The sequence below is a fragment of the Candidatus Soleaferrea massiliensis AP7 genome (genome assembly GCF_000820765.1).
In the GTDB taxonomy this organism is placed as follows: Bacteria; Bacillota; Clostridia; order Oscillospirales; family Ruminococcaceae; genus Soleaferrea; species Soleaferrea massiliensis.
This window is the reverse complement of record NZ_CCYH01000038.1, coordinates 92,111-110,296: the sequence shown is the minus strand read 5'-3', so window position 1 is coordinate 110,296 and position 18,186 is coordinate 92,111. Positions and strand designations below refer to the sequence as shown.

General features: G+C 52.3%; 12 protein-coding genes and 1 tRNA gene. 11 read left to right on the top strand and 2 right to left on the bottom strand.

Features of this window, described 5'->3' with window-relative positions; genetic code table 11:
- The first annotated feature begins 2 nt into the window (after positions 1-2).
- From BN348_RS09840 to BN348_RS09800, 9 genes are read left to right on the top strand one after another with little or no spacing between them, the layout of a single operon-like run.
- Positions 3-674 (top strand): hypothetical protein, encoded by a 672-nt coding sequence (locus tag BN348_RS09840; RefSeq protein ID WP_156136489.1) that lies wholly within the window; start codon positions 3-5, stop codon positions 672-674.
- Positions 658-3,306: a DUF5702 domain-containing protein gene (locus tag BN348_RS09835; RefSeq protein ID WP_040197762.1), complete on the top strand. Its 2,649-nt coding sequence runs from the start codon at positions 658-660 to the stop codon at positions 3,304-3,306. Before BN348_RS09840 ends, BN348_RS09835 begins: the two co-directional genes overlap by 17 nt.
- A gap of 2 nt (positions 3,307-3,308) precedes the next feature.
- Positions 3,309-3,884, top strand: coding sequence for a hypothetical protein (locus tag BN348_RS09830; RefSeq protein WP_040197761.1), 576 nt, complete (start codon positions 3,309-3,311; stop codon positions 3,882-3,884).
- Positions 3,885-3,903: 19 nt separating this feature from the next.
- The gene (locus tag BN348_RS09825) at positions 3,904-5,535 is read left to right on the top strand and encodes a DUF6382 domain-containing protein (RefSeq protein ID WP_040197759.1); all 1,632 of its coding nucleotides are present in this window, start codon (positions 3,904-3,906) and stop codon (positions 5,533-5,535) included.
- A gap of 49 nt (positions 5,536-5,584) precedes the next feature.
- Positions 5,585-6,352 carry a PP2C family protein-serine/threonine phosphatase gene (locus tag BN348_RS09820; protein ID WP_040197757.1) on the top strand — a complete coding sequence of 256 codons (768 nt, stop codon included), beginning with the start codon at positions 5,585-5,587 and terminating at the stop codon, positions 6,350-6,352.
- Positions 6,353-6,364: 12 nt separating this feature from the next.
- On the top strand, positions 6,365-8,068 hold the full coding sequence (locus BN348_RS09815; protein WP_040197755.1) for a serine/threonine protein kinase: 1,704 nt from the start codon (positions 6,365-6,367) through the stop codon (positions 8,066-8,068).
- A complete protein-coding gene (locus BN348_RS09810) occupies positions 8,061-8,549 on the top strand; it encodes a hypothetical protein (RefSeq protein WP_156136488.1) in 489 nt (162 codons plus the stop codon). The genes BN348_RS09815 and BN348_RS09810 overlap by 8 nt, the downstream gene beginning before the upstream one ends.
- 11 nt (positions 8,550-8,560) lie before the next feature.
- Positions 8,561-9,112, top strand: a complete 552-nt coding sequence (locus BN348_RS14085) for a hypothetical protein (protein WP_040197751.1) — start codon at positions 8,561-8,563, stop codon at positions 9,110-9,112.
- Between the two features lie 13 nt (positions 9,113-9,125).
- The gene (locus tag BN348_RS09800; protein ID WP_197068333.1) at positions 9,126-16,097 is read left to right on the top strand and encodes an Ig-like domain repeat protein; all 6,972 of its coding nucleotides are present in this window, start codon (positions 9,126-9,128) and stop codon (positions 16,095-16,097) included.
- 235 nt (positions 16,098-16,332) lie between these two features.
- Here BN348_RS09800 and BN348_RS09795 read toward each other — a convergent pair whose 3' ends face one another.
- Both BN348_RS09795 and BN348_RS09790 read right to left on the bottom strand, forming a co-directional pair.
- Positions 16,333-17,067, bottom strand: coding sequence for a hypothetical protein (locus BN348_RS09795; RefSeq protein WP_040197747.1), 735 nt, complete (start codon positions 17,065-17,067; stop codon positions 16,333-16,335).
- Between the two features lie 116 nt (positions 17,068-17,183).
- A tRNA-Pro gene (locus BN348_RS09790) sits at positions 17,184-17,260 on the bottom strand.
- A 318-nt stretch (positions 17,261-17,578) separates the two neighbouring features.
- Between BN348_RS09790 and BN348_RS13945 the strand changes: the two genes are divergently transcribed.
- Positions 17,579-17,755 carry a hypothetical protein gene (locus BN348_RS13945; protein ID WP_156136486.1) on the top strand — a complete coding sequence of 59 codons (177 nt, stop codon included), beginning with the start codon at positions 17,579-17,581 and terminating at the stop codon, positions 17,753-17,755.
- Positions 17,756-17,899: 144 nt separating this feature from the next.
- Entirely contained in the window at positions 17,900-18,175 is a 276-nt protein-coding gene (locus tag BN348_RS09785; protein ID WP_040197745.1) for a hypothetical protein, read from the top strand.
- Positions 18,176-18,186 lie beyond the last annotated feature (11 nt).

The window sequence follows — 18,186 nt, the reverse complement described above, 5'->3', positions numbered from 1 at the left end:
AGATGAAATTGCAAATCCTGTTGAAACGTGAAAATGGAGAGGTTATGCTGGAATCCCTGATCGTATATTCCGTTACGCTGTTTTTGCTGTTTTTTATCCTGGCCATATTTTCCGTGCTGTTCCAAAGGTGGAATATACAGACCATCGCCCATGAAACGGCGGCGCGCATTGCTTCAACCTACAAGCTGAGCGAAGCGGATACGGTAACCGGCTACGCCACGAAGGAACAGATCCTGGATGTGCGCGAGTACCGGTATCTGTATGATGGCAAGGCGCTTGAAACCGCAGCGGAAAACAAAGCGAAAGTGTACGCCCCTCAGCGGCTGGCGAAGACCACCTACACGAAAAATGTCACGGAGCCCGATGTCCATGCCCATGCGGAGCATGACGCATTGGCGAGGCGGCACATCGAGGTGACCGTGACAGGAGAGTACTGTGTGCCGTTCGGCGACGCGCTGTCCTATTTCGGCTTTGACAGCGTTATACGGTATGAGACGAAGGCGTATGCGGAGTGCCTGGATATCATCGATTATATCAACACCGTGGACTATGTGGATTACCAGACATCGCTCAAAGAGCTGAACAGCGGACTTGTCGAAATGATCAGCAAAATTCTGAAGGTGTTTGGCCATATCTTTTTAGATGGAGGCGAAGCATATGGAGAAGGGGTTTAGATTTCATCCGTTCAAATGCATCAATGGATGCAAGGGAGCGATCTCCCTGTTTCTGGCTGTGCTCATGACGCCATTTTTGACCATTGCGATGATGCTTGTCGAGGTTGGCAGATTCAACAGCTCCGTTTCCATTCTGGATGAGGCGATGGGCGTTTCCGCTACCTCAACGCTCGCGAACTTCGATGAATACCTGCAAAAGCGCTGGGGTCTTTTGGGGGTGTCGCAGGATGTCGACATCAACAAGCTGTACGGCGACTACCTCACGATCAACGGCGGCATCATGGGAAACAGCCTGACGATGAACGACAGCACGGCCACAGGAATCTATCCATTGTCGGAGTCGGAGATTCTGTACAATCAGGTCATGGAGTACAGCAAGTTTAATGCTCCCACGAAGCTGGCGACCAGCTTTTTTGACCTGGCGGGTATGATCCGAAAATTAGAGAAAATAGGTAATATGAAAAATTTTTTTGAGATCATTTCCTCCAGTGCGGATGGGCTCGATTCAGCGATCACCTTCGCGGAAACCGCAGAGGAACTGAAAGGGATTGCAGAAAAGCTGGAAGGGAGGATCAAGGAGTTTGACAGCGGCTACAATGCGTTGAAACGGGCGGTTGACCGTTTGACCAGTGCGCTTAAGGAAAAGCGTCCCAGCGACAAGGATGAGGCCGATGCGTATGATGATCACATTGAATATCTGCGGGAACTGGTGGACGACAGTGTGACTGCCTACAGAAAAACCATACCGGACATCATTTCCCTGCTCACAACTTATAAGGAAAAGATGGACGGCTGCATGGATGCCATAGAGAACATCAGAAAGAATATTGCGAGCGTGGCCGCCAACACGTCCGAAGTGAATAAAAAGCTGAAAGAACAGAATGACAAGCTGGAAGAGACAAATAAAAAAATTGGAAGCCTAGAGAAAGATGGATTTAGTGAGAGCGACACCCAATATTTAAAATTACTTAAAACCCGCGAGGCTTTGGAAAATAATGTGCTGGAACTGGCGGTCCATGCGGAGATGGATAAAGCTACGGAACAGGGATACTCAACTGTTACGGAAGGATGGAAAAAATCCATCAGCACATACAATGGCCAAAACCTGGATAGAATGGTTTCCGCATTGAAGAGCTTGGATGTGGAGCTGGCGAAACTGCGCGGCAGTTCAATCAGTAAAAATTATACCTTAAACAAGAACACATATCATATCACCGTCGCGGGATTTATTTCGTCCGCGGATTTGGGTGCATATTTGAGGGATCAGGCAGCTCTGTATCAGGGAAGCTTTACCTCGGTGGTCAAGGGAATCATGTCCTTTATCAAATCCCTTTTTCAGCTCAGTGCGGTTTACAATCCCAAGCTGTGCTCCAATATCGATACCAATTATTATGAGGGGATGGGCGGCCTCCCCGGTAACGACAGCTCAGAGAATGACATTATGAAGCTCGCGTCGCGAATGGGCGATATGATGTCAGAATTTGAAAAAAGCTATCTTCCGAAAAATGGTATACTCTCGATTATTTTTCTCTCCTTTAAGGGGATGATCCAGAATACCATGTTGTTGGTGTCGGATTTGGTGGAATTTGCCAAGACTATAATCTCAAATATTTCTGAGCTGATGACGGGTTATGACAGAATTTACTATACGGCATATTCTGCCTTTAATCTGCCGTGCCGGACGGATTATATCAAAGAAAAGCCTACGTTCAGGACGATGACCGGTTATAGCTTTACCAAATCAACCCTTCCCAATCATGGGGAGTTATATGAAGCCCCGATTATTGGAAGCCTGGCGGCCCTGTTCAAACAGATCATTGCGTTCACGGGAGGTTCAGGAGACGACCTTGCGTTCAGCGGGGCTGAACTGGAGTATGTTCTGTTTGGCAGCAACAGTGAGATGGCCAACCAGACGTATACCTTCCTGTCCATCTACATTGTGCGGCTGCTTCTCAATCTTCCTATGATTCTGACAAATACGGAGGTGCAGGTTATGGCGGAGGCTTCCATGCTTGGTTATCCGATTGTTATGCTTGTAGAGGTTTTGGCAGAGCCTCTAATAGACACCCTTCTGCTGGTAAACGGGTCTTCAGAGCCGCTGATCAAGACATCCATCTATCTGACACCGACCGGTCTTCCCAAAATGCTCTCAAAGCTTTGGGGTGTCCTGAAAAATATAACGACAGCGCAGAAAGAAAAGATTGAGTCCGGGTTGATTGGGGTTTTTCAGGCATCCGATGATGATTACAATTACCAGAAAAAACTGGCAGAATATCAGAAAGAGGCAGACAACGAGGCCTCCTCGTCTTCCTCTGAGAATGAGGAAGACGGTCGGAAAGAAAAGCATTCAGATCCTTTTAAGCTCGATTACCGGGAGCACTGCTATGTGCTGATGCTGCTTCTAATATCTAGGTCACAGCAGATGGAAAGACTGAGCAACCTGATCCAGATGGAGAGCACCTACCATTACAGCAAGCCGGGCGCTTGCCACGACACGGTCCATGCCTTTGACCTCAGGAAGAGCTATACCTATATCCAGGCGCAGGCGGACGTCAGTGTCAGGCAGATGCTGCCGTCGCTCGCGGATTCGTCCCTGTTCACCGTCCAGAGGGAACAGTTCAGGGGGTATTGATTATGAACGGTGCGAATAAAAAAGGGGCGGTTACGCTGGAAGCCTGTGTGTCGGTGCTGCTGTTTCTCGTCCTGATGCTTCTGCTTTCCAGTGTGTTTGTCATCTTTATGGCACAGAACGCGACGGCGCACGCGCTGCTCCAGACTTCGGAGAGCCTGTCGCTGGACGTGCACTCCACGGAGAAGTTTTACGTCGACGGCATCGGTACGCTGGAGCAGAAATTTGGCGAGTTGATCAACAAGCTCTGCGGTTCAGCCAAAAAGAACCCCTATTTTGTCAGCAATGACAAGTGGTACACAAAGGGAAACGCCGAAGTGGCAAGCGCGGCGAAGAACCGTTTTATCGGATTTATCACCGGCGGCGATAGTGATGGCATCGCAGCCACGGATGCCGCCGACAAATATCTCAAAAATCTGAATATCGTGAACGGGATTGAAGGCGTCAATTTTTCGTCGTCCTTCGTCGCACAGGACACGCTGTATGTCGTGCTGGAATACGAGCTGGAGTACGACTTCAATATCTGGAATCTGGGAACCATCGAGGTCAAACAGAGAACCTGCTCGAAATTGTGGAAATAGCGCTGAGAGGGGAAGACCAATGAAGGACTTTTATTTTGAGAATCGGGGAAGCAGCAGCTTTCTAGTCTATCAAATCGGGGAATCGGACCGGCTGGATTCGTTTACGCTTGGAATGCTCACCAACAACACCATCGCCCATTTTGCATCCGCCGTCTTTGTACAGCAGGATACGGACCGGTTCATGAAATACAATGTCACGGCAAAAATCTCAGTGCGGCAGCTCATTTCCGGGACGGTGAGGCGGCGGCATCTGCTCGGCGTACTGTCCGGCATCGTTTCAGCGGTGCTGTCTGCGGAGGAATACATGATCGACGCATGCTCTTTGGTCTTTGATCTGGACAGGATCTTCGTCGACGTATCCTCCGGGGAGACCTGTCTGATCTGCCTGCCGCTGGTCGGCGAATCAAAGGATGTCCCGGATCTCAAAAGCTTTATCAAGGAAATCATCTTTTCCGCGCAGTTCGACCAGGCGGCGAACAACGATTACATAGCGAAGATATTCAACCATCTGAACAGTACGCCTGCATTTTCCATCACGGAATTTAAACGGGTGCTGGATGAGATTGAAAGCACGGCGGACGATCGCCGCGCGTTTCAGCAGGCAGCGTCATCCCGGCGGCCTGCGGCACAGCATTTTTCAGGCCCGGACGGGACAGATATGCCGCAGGGTGCGGTGTATCCGGCGGTTCAGCAGTTCCAGCAGCCGGTGCAGCCTATGCAGGGAAAATCTCCACAGCAGCCCAGGGCGGCGGTGCAGCCGCATCAGGCTCCTCCGCGTCAAAATCCGCAGGCACACCCGATTTCCCTGAATAAAACCGCTGAGCCGAAACAGGAAGCGGAGGAACCGGAAAAGGGGATGTCCTGGCTCTATCTGATGCAGCATTACAACAAGGAAAACGCGGCCGCCTACAAAGCGCAGAAGCAGCAGCGGAAATCAAACGGGAAGAAATGCCCGGCGCCCGCTGCCAGGAATGGTTCCAAAACACCGATGGCAGCGCCGCAGGCGGCCGGCAGCGCGGCACAGAAGAAGCCGGTGCAGGCGGCTGGCTATGCGGTTCCGAGTGCCGGTGGGCAGCCGGTGGGCTATGCGGTTCCCAGTTCCCCCATACAGCCCGGCTCTCCGGCTCAGAAGAAAGCGTCCATGCAGCCGAATGCGGCAGCTTCCCCGCGGAAACATGACAATTCATCCGATACACGGCAGGCTTCCTTTAGCCCACAGCCTCAGAATCCCGCTGAAACGCAGGTGAACTGGGCGGCCGCGCAGTCTGCGGCCGATTTCGGTGAAACGGTGGTGCTTGGCGGCAATACGGGTGAAACAACGGTGCTGTTGTCATACCAGCAGCCTGACGAGAACAGGACGCCTTATCTGATCTGCTTAAAAAACAGTGAACGCATTCCTTTGAATAAACCTGTATTCCGTATCGGCAAGGAGAGAAGCTATGTGGACTATTTCATCAGCAACAATACGGCCATCAGCCGCAGCCATGCAAACATCGTCACACGGGAGGGCAGGTTTTACATTGTGGATACCAATTCCACCAATCACACCTATGTGAACGGCGAGATGATACCGAGCAATATGGAAAAAGAAATCCGCCACGGCATGAGAATCCGTTTTGCCAATGAGGACTTCGAATTTCACGAGTATTGACAGCGGCCGCGTCCGGCCCTGCAGCAAAATCGAAAGTGAGGAAGCAGCATTGAACTATCTCATTTCGGCCAGCACCGACATCGGTATTGTAAAAAGCAGCAACCAGGACAGCCTGAGTGCTAAAGTGATCTCGACAAACGCAGGGAAGCTCGCTTTTGCGGTTCTCTGCGACGGCATGGGCGGCCTGCAAAAGGGAGAGGTGGCAAGCTCAAGCGTCGTCCATGCCTTTATGAAGTGGTCCGGCCCGAGGCTGCAGGAGCTTTGCCGGGCCGGGCTGACCGATGAGGATGTTCGGGCCGATTGGGAATCCATCATCCGGGAATGCAGCGAAAAGATCAGAGCATATGGAATCAGGTCGGGCATCCGTCTGGGCACAACTGTGACAGCGATGCTGCTTTCGCCGGACCGCTGCCGCATCATCCATGTCGGCGATACCAGAGCGTATGAGATCAAAGAGTCCATACGCCTGCTGACAAGGGATCAGACGGTTGTCGCGCATGAGGTTGCCTGCGGGACTCTGACCGAGGAGCAGGCCGAAACCGACGCGCGCAGAAATGTCCTGCTGCAGTGTGTCGGTGCTTCCGATGCGGTATTCCCTGATTGGTTTTCGGGCGGCAGCTGCGGGGATGCTGTGTACATGCTCTGCAGCGACGGCTTCCGCCACAAAATATCCGCGCAGGAGATCCACGCCGCGTTCAGCCCCGAAAACATGACCGACACGCAGACGATGCGGGAGAAGGAGCGGTCGCTGATCGAATTGAACAAACAGCGGCAGGAGCGGGACAATATTTCGGTCGTCACAATCAGGACATATTGAGGGGAGGACATTATGCTCAAAATAGGAACCTTGGTTGACGGCAAATACCGCGTTTTGAGCGAGGTGGGGCGCGGCGGCATGAGCGTGGTGTATATGGCCATCAACGAAAAAGCGAATAAAACGTGGGCGATCAAGGAGGTGCGCAAAGACGGCGTGCTGAATTTTGAAGCTGTCCGGGAAGGGCTGATTGTCGAGACGGAGATGCTCATCAGGCTCAAGCATCCCAACCTGCCCAGCATCATCGATGTCATAGAGGACGAATCGACCCTGCTGATTGTGATGGATTATATAGAAGGCAATCCGTTGTCCAAGACCCTTGCGGAGTATGGCGCCCAGCCGCAGGAGCTTGTCATCGGGTGGGCAAAGCAGCTCTGTGATGTTCTGGCCTATCTGCATACGCGGACACCGGCCATCATCTACCGGGATATGAAGCCCGCCAATGTGATGCTCAAGCCGGACGGCAATCTGACCTTGATCGACTTTGGAACCGCCCGCGAGTTTAAGGAAAAAAACCTGGCCGATACGATCTGCCTGGGAACGGTCGGCTATGCCGCGCCCGAGCAGTTCGGCGGCATGGGACAGACCGACGCGCGGACGGATATCTACTGCCTGGGCGCCACCCTCTACCATCTGGTGACGGGATGTAATCCCAGCGAGCCGCCCTATGAGATCAAGCCGATCCGGCAGATCAATCCGGGGCTTTCCACCGGACTGGAAAGGATCATAGAAAGATGCACGCAGAGAAATCCGGACGACCGGTACCAGTCCTGCGCGGAGCTTATGTATGCGCTGGAGCATTACGAGGAGATCGACGACCGGTACAGAAGAAAACAGAAAAAGAAGCTTGGCATATTCTTCACGGCGGCCGCCTGCTCGGTTCTGTTTGCCGCCGGCGGCGCAGTGCTGCAGGTTTCAGCCGCTCAGATGGCGACCGACATCTATCAGGATAAGCTTGACGAAGCGGCGAAGACAGTGGACTACGATGACAAAAGCCGGATCTATCAGGAGTGCATTGCCATTCCAGACAAAGCTTCGGAGACGGATGCCTATCTGGGTCTGATCCAGCTTTTTAAGGAGGACGATTCAGCTTTATCGGTGGAGGAGGCTAAAATCCTGGTCAAGCAGATTAAGAACCACAAGGCACAGCTCCTGGCAGATCCTGCGGGATATGCGAAGGTTTGTTTTGAAACCGGCAAGCTGTTCTGGTACTACTACGAATACGGCGATGCCAACGACAACCAGATCACCAGGATGAAAAGTGCAGTGGAGTGGTTTGAGGATACGATCGCGCATGCACCGGCCGGCGACGAAAACCTGAATATGGCGAGGGTATATGCGAATGTCGGCGCCTTTTACCGGGATATCTCCATCAACACGGTCGAAGCGAGCGATAAAGGCCAGTACAGGCCTTTTTTTGACAATCTGGCGGAACTGATGGATGCGGTTGCCCAACGGGAGGACGAGAGCGAAATTGTTCGGCTGGAGCTGTTGGAGCTCGCGCGCAGCTCCCTGCAGCAGTACGCCGCAAAGCTGAAGATTGACGGCGTTTCCAGGGAGGAGATGGACGCCATGTACCGGCAGGTGTCCAAGGTCATCCGGACAATCGAAACCACCACCGACAAGACGGAGGAAAAGAAGCGGAGCATCCTGTCACTGCTGGATGATACGAGGGACGCCATCGACACGGTTTACAGTACGGATAAGGAGGTTGGCTGATATGACGGTGGAGCTGCTGCAGAACCTGTCCGTCGCCGCATGGATCCTGTGCGGGATCTGCTTTCTCTGTGCGGCCGCACTGTTTTTCCTTTTCGATGTGCCAAAGCTGATAGGGGATATCAGCGGGGCCAATGCAAAAAGGGCGATTGCACGTATCCGCCGGCAGAATGCGCAGACGGGGGACAAAACGTACAAGCCGAGCGAAGTCAACATCGCGCGCGGCAAGCTGACCGACAGGATTACGCCGTCCGGGCGCATTGCCAAAGACCGGCCTTCGGCGGTGGGAGGCGCACCGACCGCCCGGCTTGGGCCGGCCCTGCGTGCGGACGGCTGTGAAGTGCCCCGCCGGCCCAATCAGCCCTTGGATACCGAGCCGGCACAGGCATCCCAAACCACGGTTCTTGCCGCAGAGGAAGCTGGAGCGGATTGGCGTGTGGAGACGGAGATCACGTATTACGAGAGCGACGAAATCATTGAATAGGAAGTGATGCGATGCGGCGCGCCAAAATAATTAAAACACATCGTGAAAAAACGGGAACGGAAGAACGGCCGTTTCAGCAGCTGCGTCCACTCTGCGGCACTCTGCTCCTGTCTTTGATATCCGCTGTGCTGCTTTTTTTGATCCCGTGGACGAATATCCGCGGGGGAAGCGCGGAGAAAGCGGCGGCTTATCTGACAGCGGCGCTGTTCTGGATCAGCTTGCTGAGCAGTCAGGCACTTTTCTGGCACGGCGTTCGCCGCGGAAAAAGGGTCTCACAGCCCGATGGAGAGAAGGCCTGTCATCAAGTAATTGGATGGCGCTCTTTCTTTTCGAATCCTGAGGCCGCGGCCACGGATACCGTCATGATCGTTTCGGCGTGCCTGTTGGTTCTGTTTGCGGCCTGTTTTCCCGGCTCGAGGATTCTGGTCATGACCGCATTGACCCTGCTGTATCTGTCAGTGCAGTGGCATTGTATACTGGACGGCGGATATTACCGTTCGCTGAGGGCGGAGCATTTGATTTTTGACAGAGATGAAGATGAAACGGATCAAGAAAAAACATAGGAGGTGTGTAATGATGGGGAGAATGTTGAGGGTACGAACTGGAAAGAGGGTTCTGGCAGTGCTGCTGTCTATAGTCATGCTTTTCGGTATGCTGCCGGCAACGGCGTTCGCGCAGGATACACAGGATCAGCGCGCGTTTACGATCACTGTGACTGATCAGGCGACCGGTCAGGCCGTCGAACAAGCGCGGGTGCGGTATACGATATCCTGTACAGGACGGGCGGATGCAACCGGCAGCGCCGTCACCAACGCACAGGGCATAGCGGTGGTGGAGGAGATGACCGGATTTGCTTTTGAGCCTTTGTCAGAGGTGTCGATATCCTGTTCTGCTGAGAAGGACGGCTACCATACCGCGGAACTGTCAAAGGAGAAGATCACCGCATTCGACGGCAACGTCACTGTACCCGTGACCGCGGTTGTCCAGAAGAAGGTGACGATATCCCAGACTGGCAGAGGAGAGGTTCGGATCGACGGGGAGCTTTACGAAAACGGCGGCGAAATTCAGATCCGTCAGGGGAGCCGAACGACAGTCTCGATCACACCAAAAGCGGGAAGTTATATCAAAACCCTCTCCATCGACGGCAAGACGGCCGCCGTCAAAAAATACGAGTCCTATGAACATACATATACGGTGGACGATGATATGGAGGTTGTGGTGGCGTTTCAAGAGGAAGCCGCGGTGACGCTTCAGAAAAATGCAGGCGGAACGGTCTTGATGAACGACACGCAGACCGATGTGCTCAAAATAGACAAACATGAGACCGTAAAGCTTGAAGTCCGGGCAGAGGAAGGATACCAGATCAAGACCGTTTCTATCGGGGGCGTGACACAGCCTATCGATGTGCCCGGTATCTTTGCCGGCAGTTTCCGTGCGGAAACGGATACCACGGTGATGGTGGAATTTATCAGGGTGTACAAGGTTACCGTGACGGTTGGAAAGAACGGCGAGGTGCACACCGATCCCGCCTGTGAAGCGGGCAGCGTCCTGTTGAAGGATCAGACGATGTTTCATATCAAGGCCGTTCCCAATTCCAATTACCGTGTATCAGAGGTGCGGATAAATGGGAAACCTACCGGTTTTGAGGAAAATGACTATATCTATGAAAAAGAGTTCAAAATCGGCCAGCCCTATGAATTCGTCGTCACCTTTGCCCTCAACCGTTATCAGGTTGCGGTATCTCAGGAGGGGGAAGGCGGTATAGCGTATCCCGGCGGGCAGGATGCCGGGACATTCCTGGCTGAATATGGGTCCGAGCCGGTCCTCGAAATTGCACAGAAGGACGGCTTTTATCTGGAATCCCTGCTTCTGGACGGAAACAACGTCATAGAAGACGCGGCGGAGGATGCCAGCCGGAACAACACCTATACATACAAGCTTCCCAAAGTCACTTCGGATACAAAGGTTCATGCCGTTTTTAAGAAGATCCCGGTTTCGGATCCGGGTTCAGATCCGCTGACAAGTGACAAGTATACCATTTCGTTTGACAAGGAAATCCTTCGCAGATATACCGAAGGAGACACGCATGTGGTTGTCCTTCCCGCCGGAACGCAGATCACCATTGCGCCAAGCGGGGCGTACGCCTTCATCAAGCTGAACGGCATGGATGTTCAGAAAAAGCTCATTGTAAGGGACGCTACAACGGAAATCGACAGCATCACGCTCAGCAAAGGGCTTATGGGTTATCGTGATCCGACCCGGATCGATGTGAAGCTCAAGCTGGCCGTCGACACCCAAGCGCCAAAGCTGGCCGTCGATGCGCCGAAGGCCAATCAGCATGGCTATTATAACGGAAATGTCACAGTTTCGGTGCGCGCGGAGGATCAGGCGCCGTATTCCGGCATCAAATCCATCCAATACCGCGTAACCAGCGGCGAGGATGGTGAGATCACACAGGAGGGAAAGCTTTACAGCTCAGAGTCCGGCGGGAAGGAACAGGCTGTTGGCAGAGAGATCGTTGTAGACAAGGACAAAAACAACAGCGATCATGTCACGGTGTATGTTGAAGCAAAGGATTTCGCCGGAAATGTGGTCAGCAACGAAACGGACCCGCTCACACTGAAGATCAATTCGTCAAAGCCGCAGGTGAGCGTCAGCATCACGCAGGAACGGCAGGCATATGCAGACGGCTGCTACGGTGTGCCGAGAGAGGCTGTCGTCACCATCAGGGACCGCGCGTCGACCTTCGATGAAGCCGCCGCGACAGGAAGCGTCCGCATTGCCGCGCGGGATCAGAAGGGGCGGCCGGTCGAACTGAACCTCGCGTCGATGATTGGGAAATGGACTTCTGACGGCGATGAGCACCGGGCGGTTGTCCGCTTCTATGCCGAGGCGTATTATGATTGGTCAGTCGCCTATGAGAATAAGGCCGGCCTGTCCAATCCTGAGCCGGATGTGTCCGGCGACGATGCGTTCGCGTTCTGCATAGATCGGACCGAGCCGACGGCGAGCCTTTCGCTGGAGGCCGATTTCTGGGATCAGGTGATAGAAACGCTCACCTTCGGCATCTGGAAAAACCATCCGGTCACTGTGACGGCAAAGGCGGACGACACCCTCAGCGGCGTCAACGAGGTGGCGTACTGCAAATCGAATGAAACGGCGGTTCTCACCTGGGAACGGCTTGAAGAGCTGTATCAGGAGGGGCGGTTTCAAACCCAGCCGTATACGATGGATACGGACGAGCTGTTTGTCATCTATGCCAGGGTGAGCGACAACGCCGGCAACACGCGGTATGTGAGTACGGACGGCGTGATTGTGGATATGACGGCGAGCAAGATCGATTTGAGGTACGATGAACCGAACGAACACGGCTTCTACGGCGACGACGTCAACATGGAAATCGAGGTGAATGATGCGCAGCCGTATTCCGGTATCCGCCGGATTGACTGCCAGATTACCTGTGACGGCCGTGTTACCAGTACAGAGACCCTCTATACCTTTGATAAAAAGAATCCCACCTTCCAAGAGCTCGAACATGTTTGGAGCGGTGCGGTCACCGTCGATTCTGAGGAAAACGACGGCGATCAGGTCTGTGTCACAGTGACGGCTACCGACAATGCGGGCAATGTATCCGAAGAATCGGCGGTCCTCTCCATCAGCGCCGTACCACCATCGGTGTCGGTGGATTTTGAGGATGAAGCCGTCACTGTGGTTGGCGATAAGGGTTACTATGCGCTGGAAAGAACCGCAGTCGTCACCGTGACGAACCGGGAATCGGTCTTTGATGCGCAGAAGGCGACGCAGGGAATCGACATCACGGCGGTGGATGCCGAGGGCGCGCCGGTTGCGCTGGATCTGGATGCCATGATCGGCGACTGGACAACCGAAGGCGATATTCACACTGTGCAGGTGCGCTTTCTTCAGGACGCCAATTACACCTGGTCCATTTCCTATACCGATAAAGCCGGCCATTCACCCGCCAAGATTCAGGCGGACAGCGGCGACACGCCCTTTTACTTCGCTGTTGACCGGACGGCGCCGTCCGGCGGTGTGATTGAAATCAGCGAAAGGATCTGGGACCAGCTGCTTGAGGTGCTGACCTTCGGCTTGTACAGCAGTGACGGATACGATGTATCCTATGCGGCAGGGGAGGATGAAACAAGCCCGGTTATACTGGAATACTACAAGACGGACAATCCGCTTGCCATGACCGCACAGCAGCTGGATGAAGTGGAATTTGAGCCGTTTGAACCGTTCCGGGTGGAACAGGACGAACAGTTTGTCGTCTATCTGAAGATCACCGACTACGCGGGCAACTACACCTATGTCAGCTCGAACGGCTATATTGTGGACAAGCAGCCGAGTATCATCACCCTTCATCCCGGCGAACCGAATGAGAACGGCGTTTACAGCGGCGATGTCACAGTCGGCGTTTCGGTCCATGAGGAAGCCCCTTATTCCGGTATCAAACAGGTCGAGTACTGGGTCGAATGCGATGGAGAGGAAACACAGCGGGAGCTGCTGTTTGACTTTGATATTGAAAATCCCGCTCAGGCGCAGCTTCAGCAGGATTTCAGCCGGGATATCACGGTCAAGGCGGATCTCAACAACAGCTGTGAGGTGGTGCTGCATGTCAGAAGTACCGACAATGCCGGAAATGAATCGTACAGCGAGGAAGAACTGGACATCGACATCACGCCGCCTGAGATCACCGTCTCCTATGACAATAACGACGCACATAAGATCGTGGGGGACCGCGGCTACTTTGACAGGCAGAGAACCGCCACGGTTGTGATCACCGAGCGCAGCCATCATTTCAGTCCTGAGGATGCGGCGGGGGGCATCCGAATTGCGGCGGCCGATGGCAATGGCGCGCAGATTGAGATCGACCGGGATGCCGTAATCAGCGAATGGAAGACGGCCGAAGGCGGCAGCCCGGACGAAGCGAAGCATACGGCTGTGATCCGCTATGAGGCGGACGCCAACTACCGGTTCGATATCTCCTATGCCGATCTGGCAGGCAATCAAAACGACGGCGTCAGCTATGGGAATTCCGCCGCGCCGACTGCGTTTACGGTGGACCAGAACCGCCCGACGGGCCATATCAAGGCCAAAGCGCAGGAGGGCTGGGAAAGGAGATGGGAATCCCTGACGGAACCGCTGCTCTTCGGTCTCTTCTCAAATCGGGGCATCACGATTACCGGAGACGCGAATGACCTGACCTCGCCGCTTGAGACCATCCAGTACTATAAGACAGCCGATACAGCCGCGAAGAAGACTTCGGAGCTGGACGCGGTGAAGGAGTGGCGCGATTTCTCCAGCCTGAACATCAAGCCGAACGAACAGTTTTCCGTCTATCTGAAGCTGGTGGACTACGCCGGCAACGTCACCTACATCAGCACCGACGGTATGATTGTCGACAACACAAAGCCGCGGGAGGAAACCATCGCCCCGGAAGTTACCATCCGGCCGCCGCAGCCTGTGAACGGCATCTACAGCCGCGATGTCAAGGTGGACATCAAGGTGACGGATCCTGTCGCCGGGAACACCTGTTCAGGACTCAAGCGTGTCCGGTACGAGGTGCTGAATATGGGGAAAACCACCCAGAGCGGAAACCTGTTTGTCTTTGACAATCCCGCGCCCGGCAGAGACCAGCTGCGCGAGTCCTGGACGGGGAGCATCACGGTGGACAAAACGCGCAACAACAGCAACGACGTCGTCATCCGGGTCTTTGCCGAAGACAATGCCGGAAACGCATCGCAGGAGCAGACAACCATCAAGATCGATACGACGGCGCCCCAGATCGACATTTCATATGACAACAACAACGCGGACAGCGGCAAATACTTTAAGGAAAACCGAACGGCAACCATTGTGGTGACCGAACGCAACTTTAATCCCAAGGATGTCAGGCTGACCATCACAAACACGGACGGTCCGGTGCCGGCCATCTCATCCTGGAGCAGGACGGCCGGTACCGGGAATCTTGACAATACGAAGTGGACGGCTACCATCACCTATGCGGCGGATGGGGACTACCGGTTTGCCATTTCGTATGCCGACCAGGCCGGGAATGTATGCAGCGGCGAGCGGTATAGGAACGGCACAGCGGCGCCGACCGACTTTACGATTGATAAGACAGTCCCGACGATCCGCGTTGCCTATGACAACAATGCCGTCCAGAACGGCAGCTATTACAACGCGGCGCGTACGGCCACCGTCACCATCCGGGAGCACAATTTCGATGAAAGCCGGATCAACATCGAGCTGACCGCCGTCAATGACGGCGCGGACGCCGCCCGCCCATCAGTAAGCGGATGGCGGGAAAGCGGGGACGATCATATTGCGACCATCACCTACGCAGGCGACGCGCTCTACACGTTTGATATTTCATACACAGACAAGGCCGGAAACCGGGCGGCGGATTTTGAGCGGCAGAGCTTCTATGTCGACCGAACAGCCCCGGAGCTGAGCATATCCGGCGTGGAAGACCGCTCAGCCAACAAGGGGGATGTCATCCCCGTCGTTTCCTATACCGATACGAACTTCGATGTGAATGAGGTGCGCATCACGTTGAAGGGCGCGGGCAGAGGTGAGGTGGAGCTTGACGGCAGCTATGCGGCGGTTCAGAATGGACAGACCTTCACGTTTCGAAACTTTGTTAAGGAGAAGTACGTGGACGACATCTATACGCTGGAGGCGTCCCTGACCGACAGGGCGGGCAACACCACGACAAAACAGGTCGTCTTTTCGGTCAACCGGTTTGGCTCGACCTATGCGCTGATGACGGAGAAGCTCAACGGCTCGTTTACGCGCGCGCCGGTTGATGTGGTCGTCACGGAAACAAACCCGAATGAACTGGTCAACATCCGGATTACACTGTTTAAGAATGACAAAACCCTGGTTTTGCGGGAGGGTGAACAGTACAGGATTGACGTGGAAGGCGGAAATGACAGCTGGTACAAATATACCTACACCATCTTCAAGAGCAATTTTGAGGATGACGGCGTTTACCGGCTTTCAATCCACTCAGAGGACGCGGCTGGAAACGTCGCCGAAAACACACTGGAAACCAAGGATAAAGAAATCAGCTTCGGAATCGACAAGACTCCGCCCAACCTGGTTGTGGCAAATCTGGAGGATGGCGTCACCTATCCGGTGGAGAGCCTCTCGGTTCTGCTGTCTGCGCAGGATAACCTGAAGCTGGATTCCGTAGCGGTCTACCTGGATGGGGAGGAGAACAGGACCTGGTCATCCGGGGACATCGAGACGATGGAGGCTCAAAAGGAGGACTTTATCTTTGAGATTCCCGGAAATTCCACAAAGGCCCATGCGGTCCGAGTTGTGAGTATGGATGCCGCCGGAAACGAGACGGTGGCCGAAATCTGGAATTTCTATGTGACGACGAATCTTTGGGTGCGTTACTTCAACAACAAGGCGCTGTTCTTCGGTTCAATCGGCGGTTTCGTCCTTCTGGCCGGTTTGGGCGTCGTATTGGCTGTGGTCAGGAAAAGAAAGCACGCAGATGGGCAGGACAGAATATCGTAGGGAAGATTCAGCTGCATATCCAAAGAAAAAGCCGATGGAAATTATGGGTGGACAAAAGAAGCCTTTGCTGGATGTGGATGGTGGGTTGAAAAAGGTTTCGTGAAATATCTGCTGTTTGAACGATCGGATTTTCGTATATCTGTGTAAAAAATAAGAAAGACTTTCGATTGTAATCGAAAGTCTTTCTTTTAGTTAGTCGAAGTAGAATAATGTGGCTTGGAAAAACCCAGTTATATTAGTGGTTTATAGGCAAGTCGAAAACTGTATTTACATCATTAAGAGTTTTTGTGTTCACTTCATATTTTGCGAAGTCTTCGCCTGTTATACATATTTCTATATCAGTAAAAAGAAAAGGATGTCTTATATGAAGAATATGGTTGACGTTCCTTTTAATAAGCCCTGATTTAATATTTTGCATTTTTATACTTGAAACATAATCTATAACGGTTTTGTCAATTGGTTCAATATTGTATGTAAGGTAGTAATTAGCATTAGGCAGATCCTCAATACCACAAAATACAGGGTAAGATATAATACTTTCATTAGGTTGGCTGGTAGGTTTATCACTTATAAAGGCTTCTTCTATATGTCCCCAGGCCTTATCGCTTCTTATAAGCATGAAATGAACCATATGATTCTTAGGTAATTCCAGTATTTTAACGCAATCTAATATTTTTCTTGGTGAGTGTCTTAATTCAGGTTCAAGTATCAAGACGCTTTCAAAACATCTGTGAAAATTAAAATCAGAAAATTTAGGAATTGTACGTTTGAAAATTATTTTCCTTTTTGTTTTGATATGCATTTGACCATTGACGTACTTTATACTTGGTGGATGAAGAGAAAAGTGATAAAGGCTTTTTTTACTATTATAGTTAATATAGCAGGATCCATCTGGCTTTATTGTTAAAAATCTAATCAGAGAGACTAGACCGTCCTGATTTTTAACACAAAAAGACAGAGTTTTATTCATAAATTCACCTCCATTTTACTATCAAGTATATAATGTAGAATTTTGTATATATCCGCACAGGTATGGAGAGACAATAATAAAAAAAGACCGCCGACAAAAGTCGACGGTCTTTTTAATGGTCCGAGTGACAGGAGTCGAACCTGCGGCCTCTTGAACCCCATTCAAGCGCGCTACCAAACTGTGCCACACCCGGATATGATAAGGGAGACCGGTCGAACCATTCAACTCGATCTTTTATGTTCAATTATTATAGCATGAACCTCTATGAAAATCAAGGGGTAGAACCATATTTTTGCTGATCGGGTATTTGAGAATACAACAAATACTGGATAGGCAAGAAAATAATGCGGAAGAATGAGGACAATCAACATAGATGGATGAGAACATTACCTGTTTTTCGACAAAACAAAATAAATTTTATCAAATTTCTTCCTTTTTCATCACCATCTGTTGACAAATAGGATGGTCTTATTATATAATTAAGATGGTCCCATTTGAAGGAGGTGTCATATTGGCTACGGGGAAAAAAAGAGGTCCCAAAACGGACAATCCCAAGCCGTATAAAATTGGCGTAAAGCTTGATCAGGAAGCAAAAGATATCTTAGATGCCTATTGCGAACAGGAAGCAGTATCCATTATGGAAGCTACGCGCCGCGGGATTAAACGTTTGAAGCCAGACCTCAAATAAAAAAGGAAGCGGCTCTTCTCCAGCAAAGTAGCAGCCACTTCCCAACACCGCAACCATCTAAAAAGATGTCACAGCGTAAATATTATATCATGCGCTGTGATTTCTTTCAAGGGGGTTGCAAGACATTTGAAAGGAAGATATCCTATGACGAACAGCGAAGCATGGAATGAAATTGTGGAAAATTTGATGGAGCACGCGCTCCAAGAGCACAAGGAGACGGTGGAATACCAGTATTACAGGCAGCGGAGCAGGCATCTGGATGAGATGCTGACCACCAATCTGAGACTGGAGGAGCGGGAATTCGTCGATGAAATCCTGTTTGAGATCAGTGCAAGCTACGAGCGCCAGATGGAGGTGCTCTACCGCCGCGGTATGCGGGACGCCGTCTGGATGCTGAGAAACCTCTGGATGCCCGTCTGATCGTCCGCGAT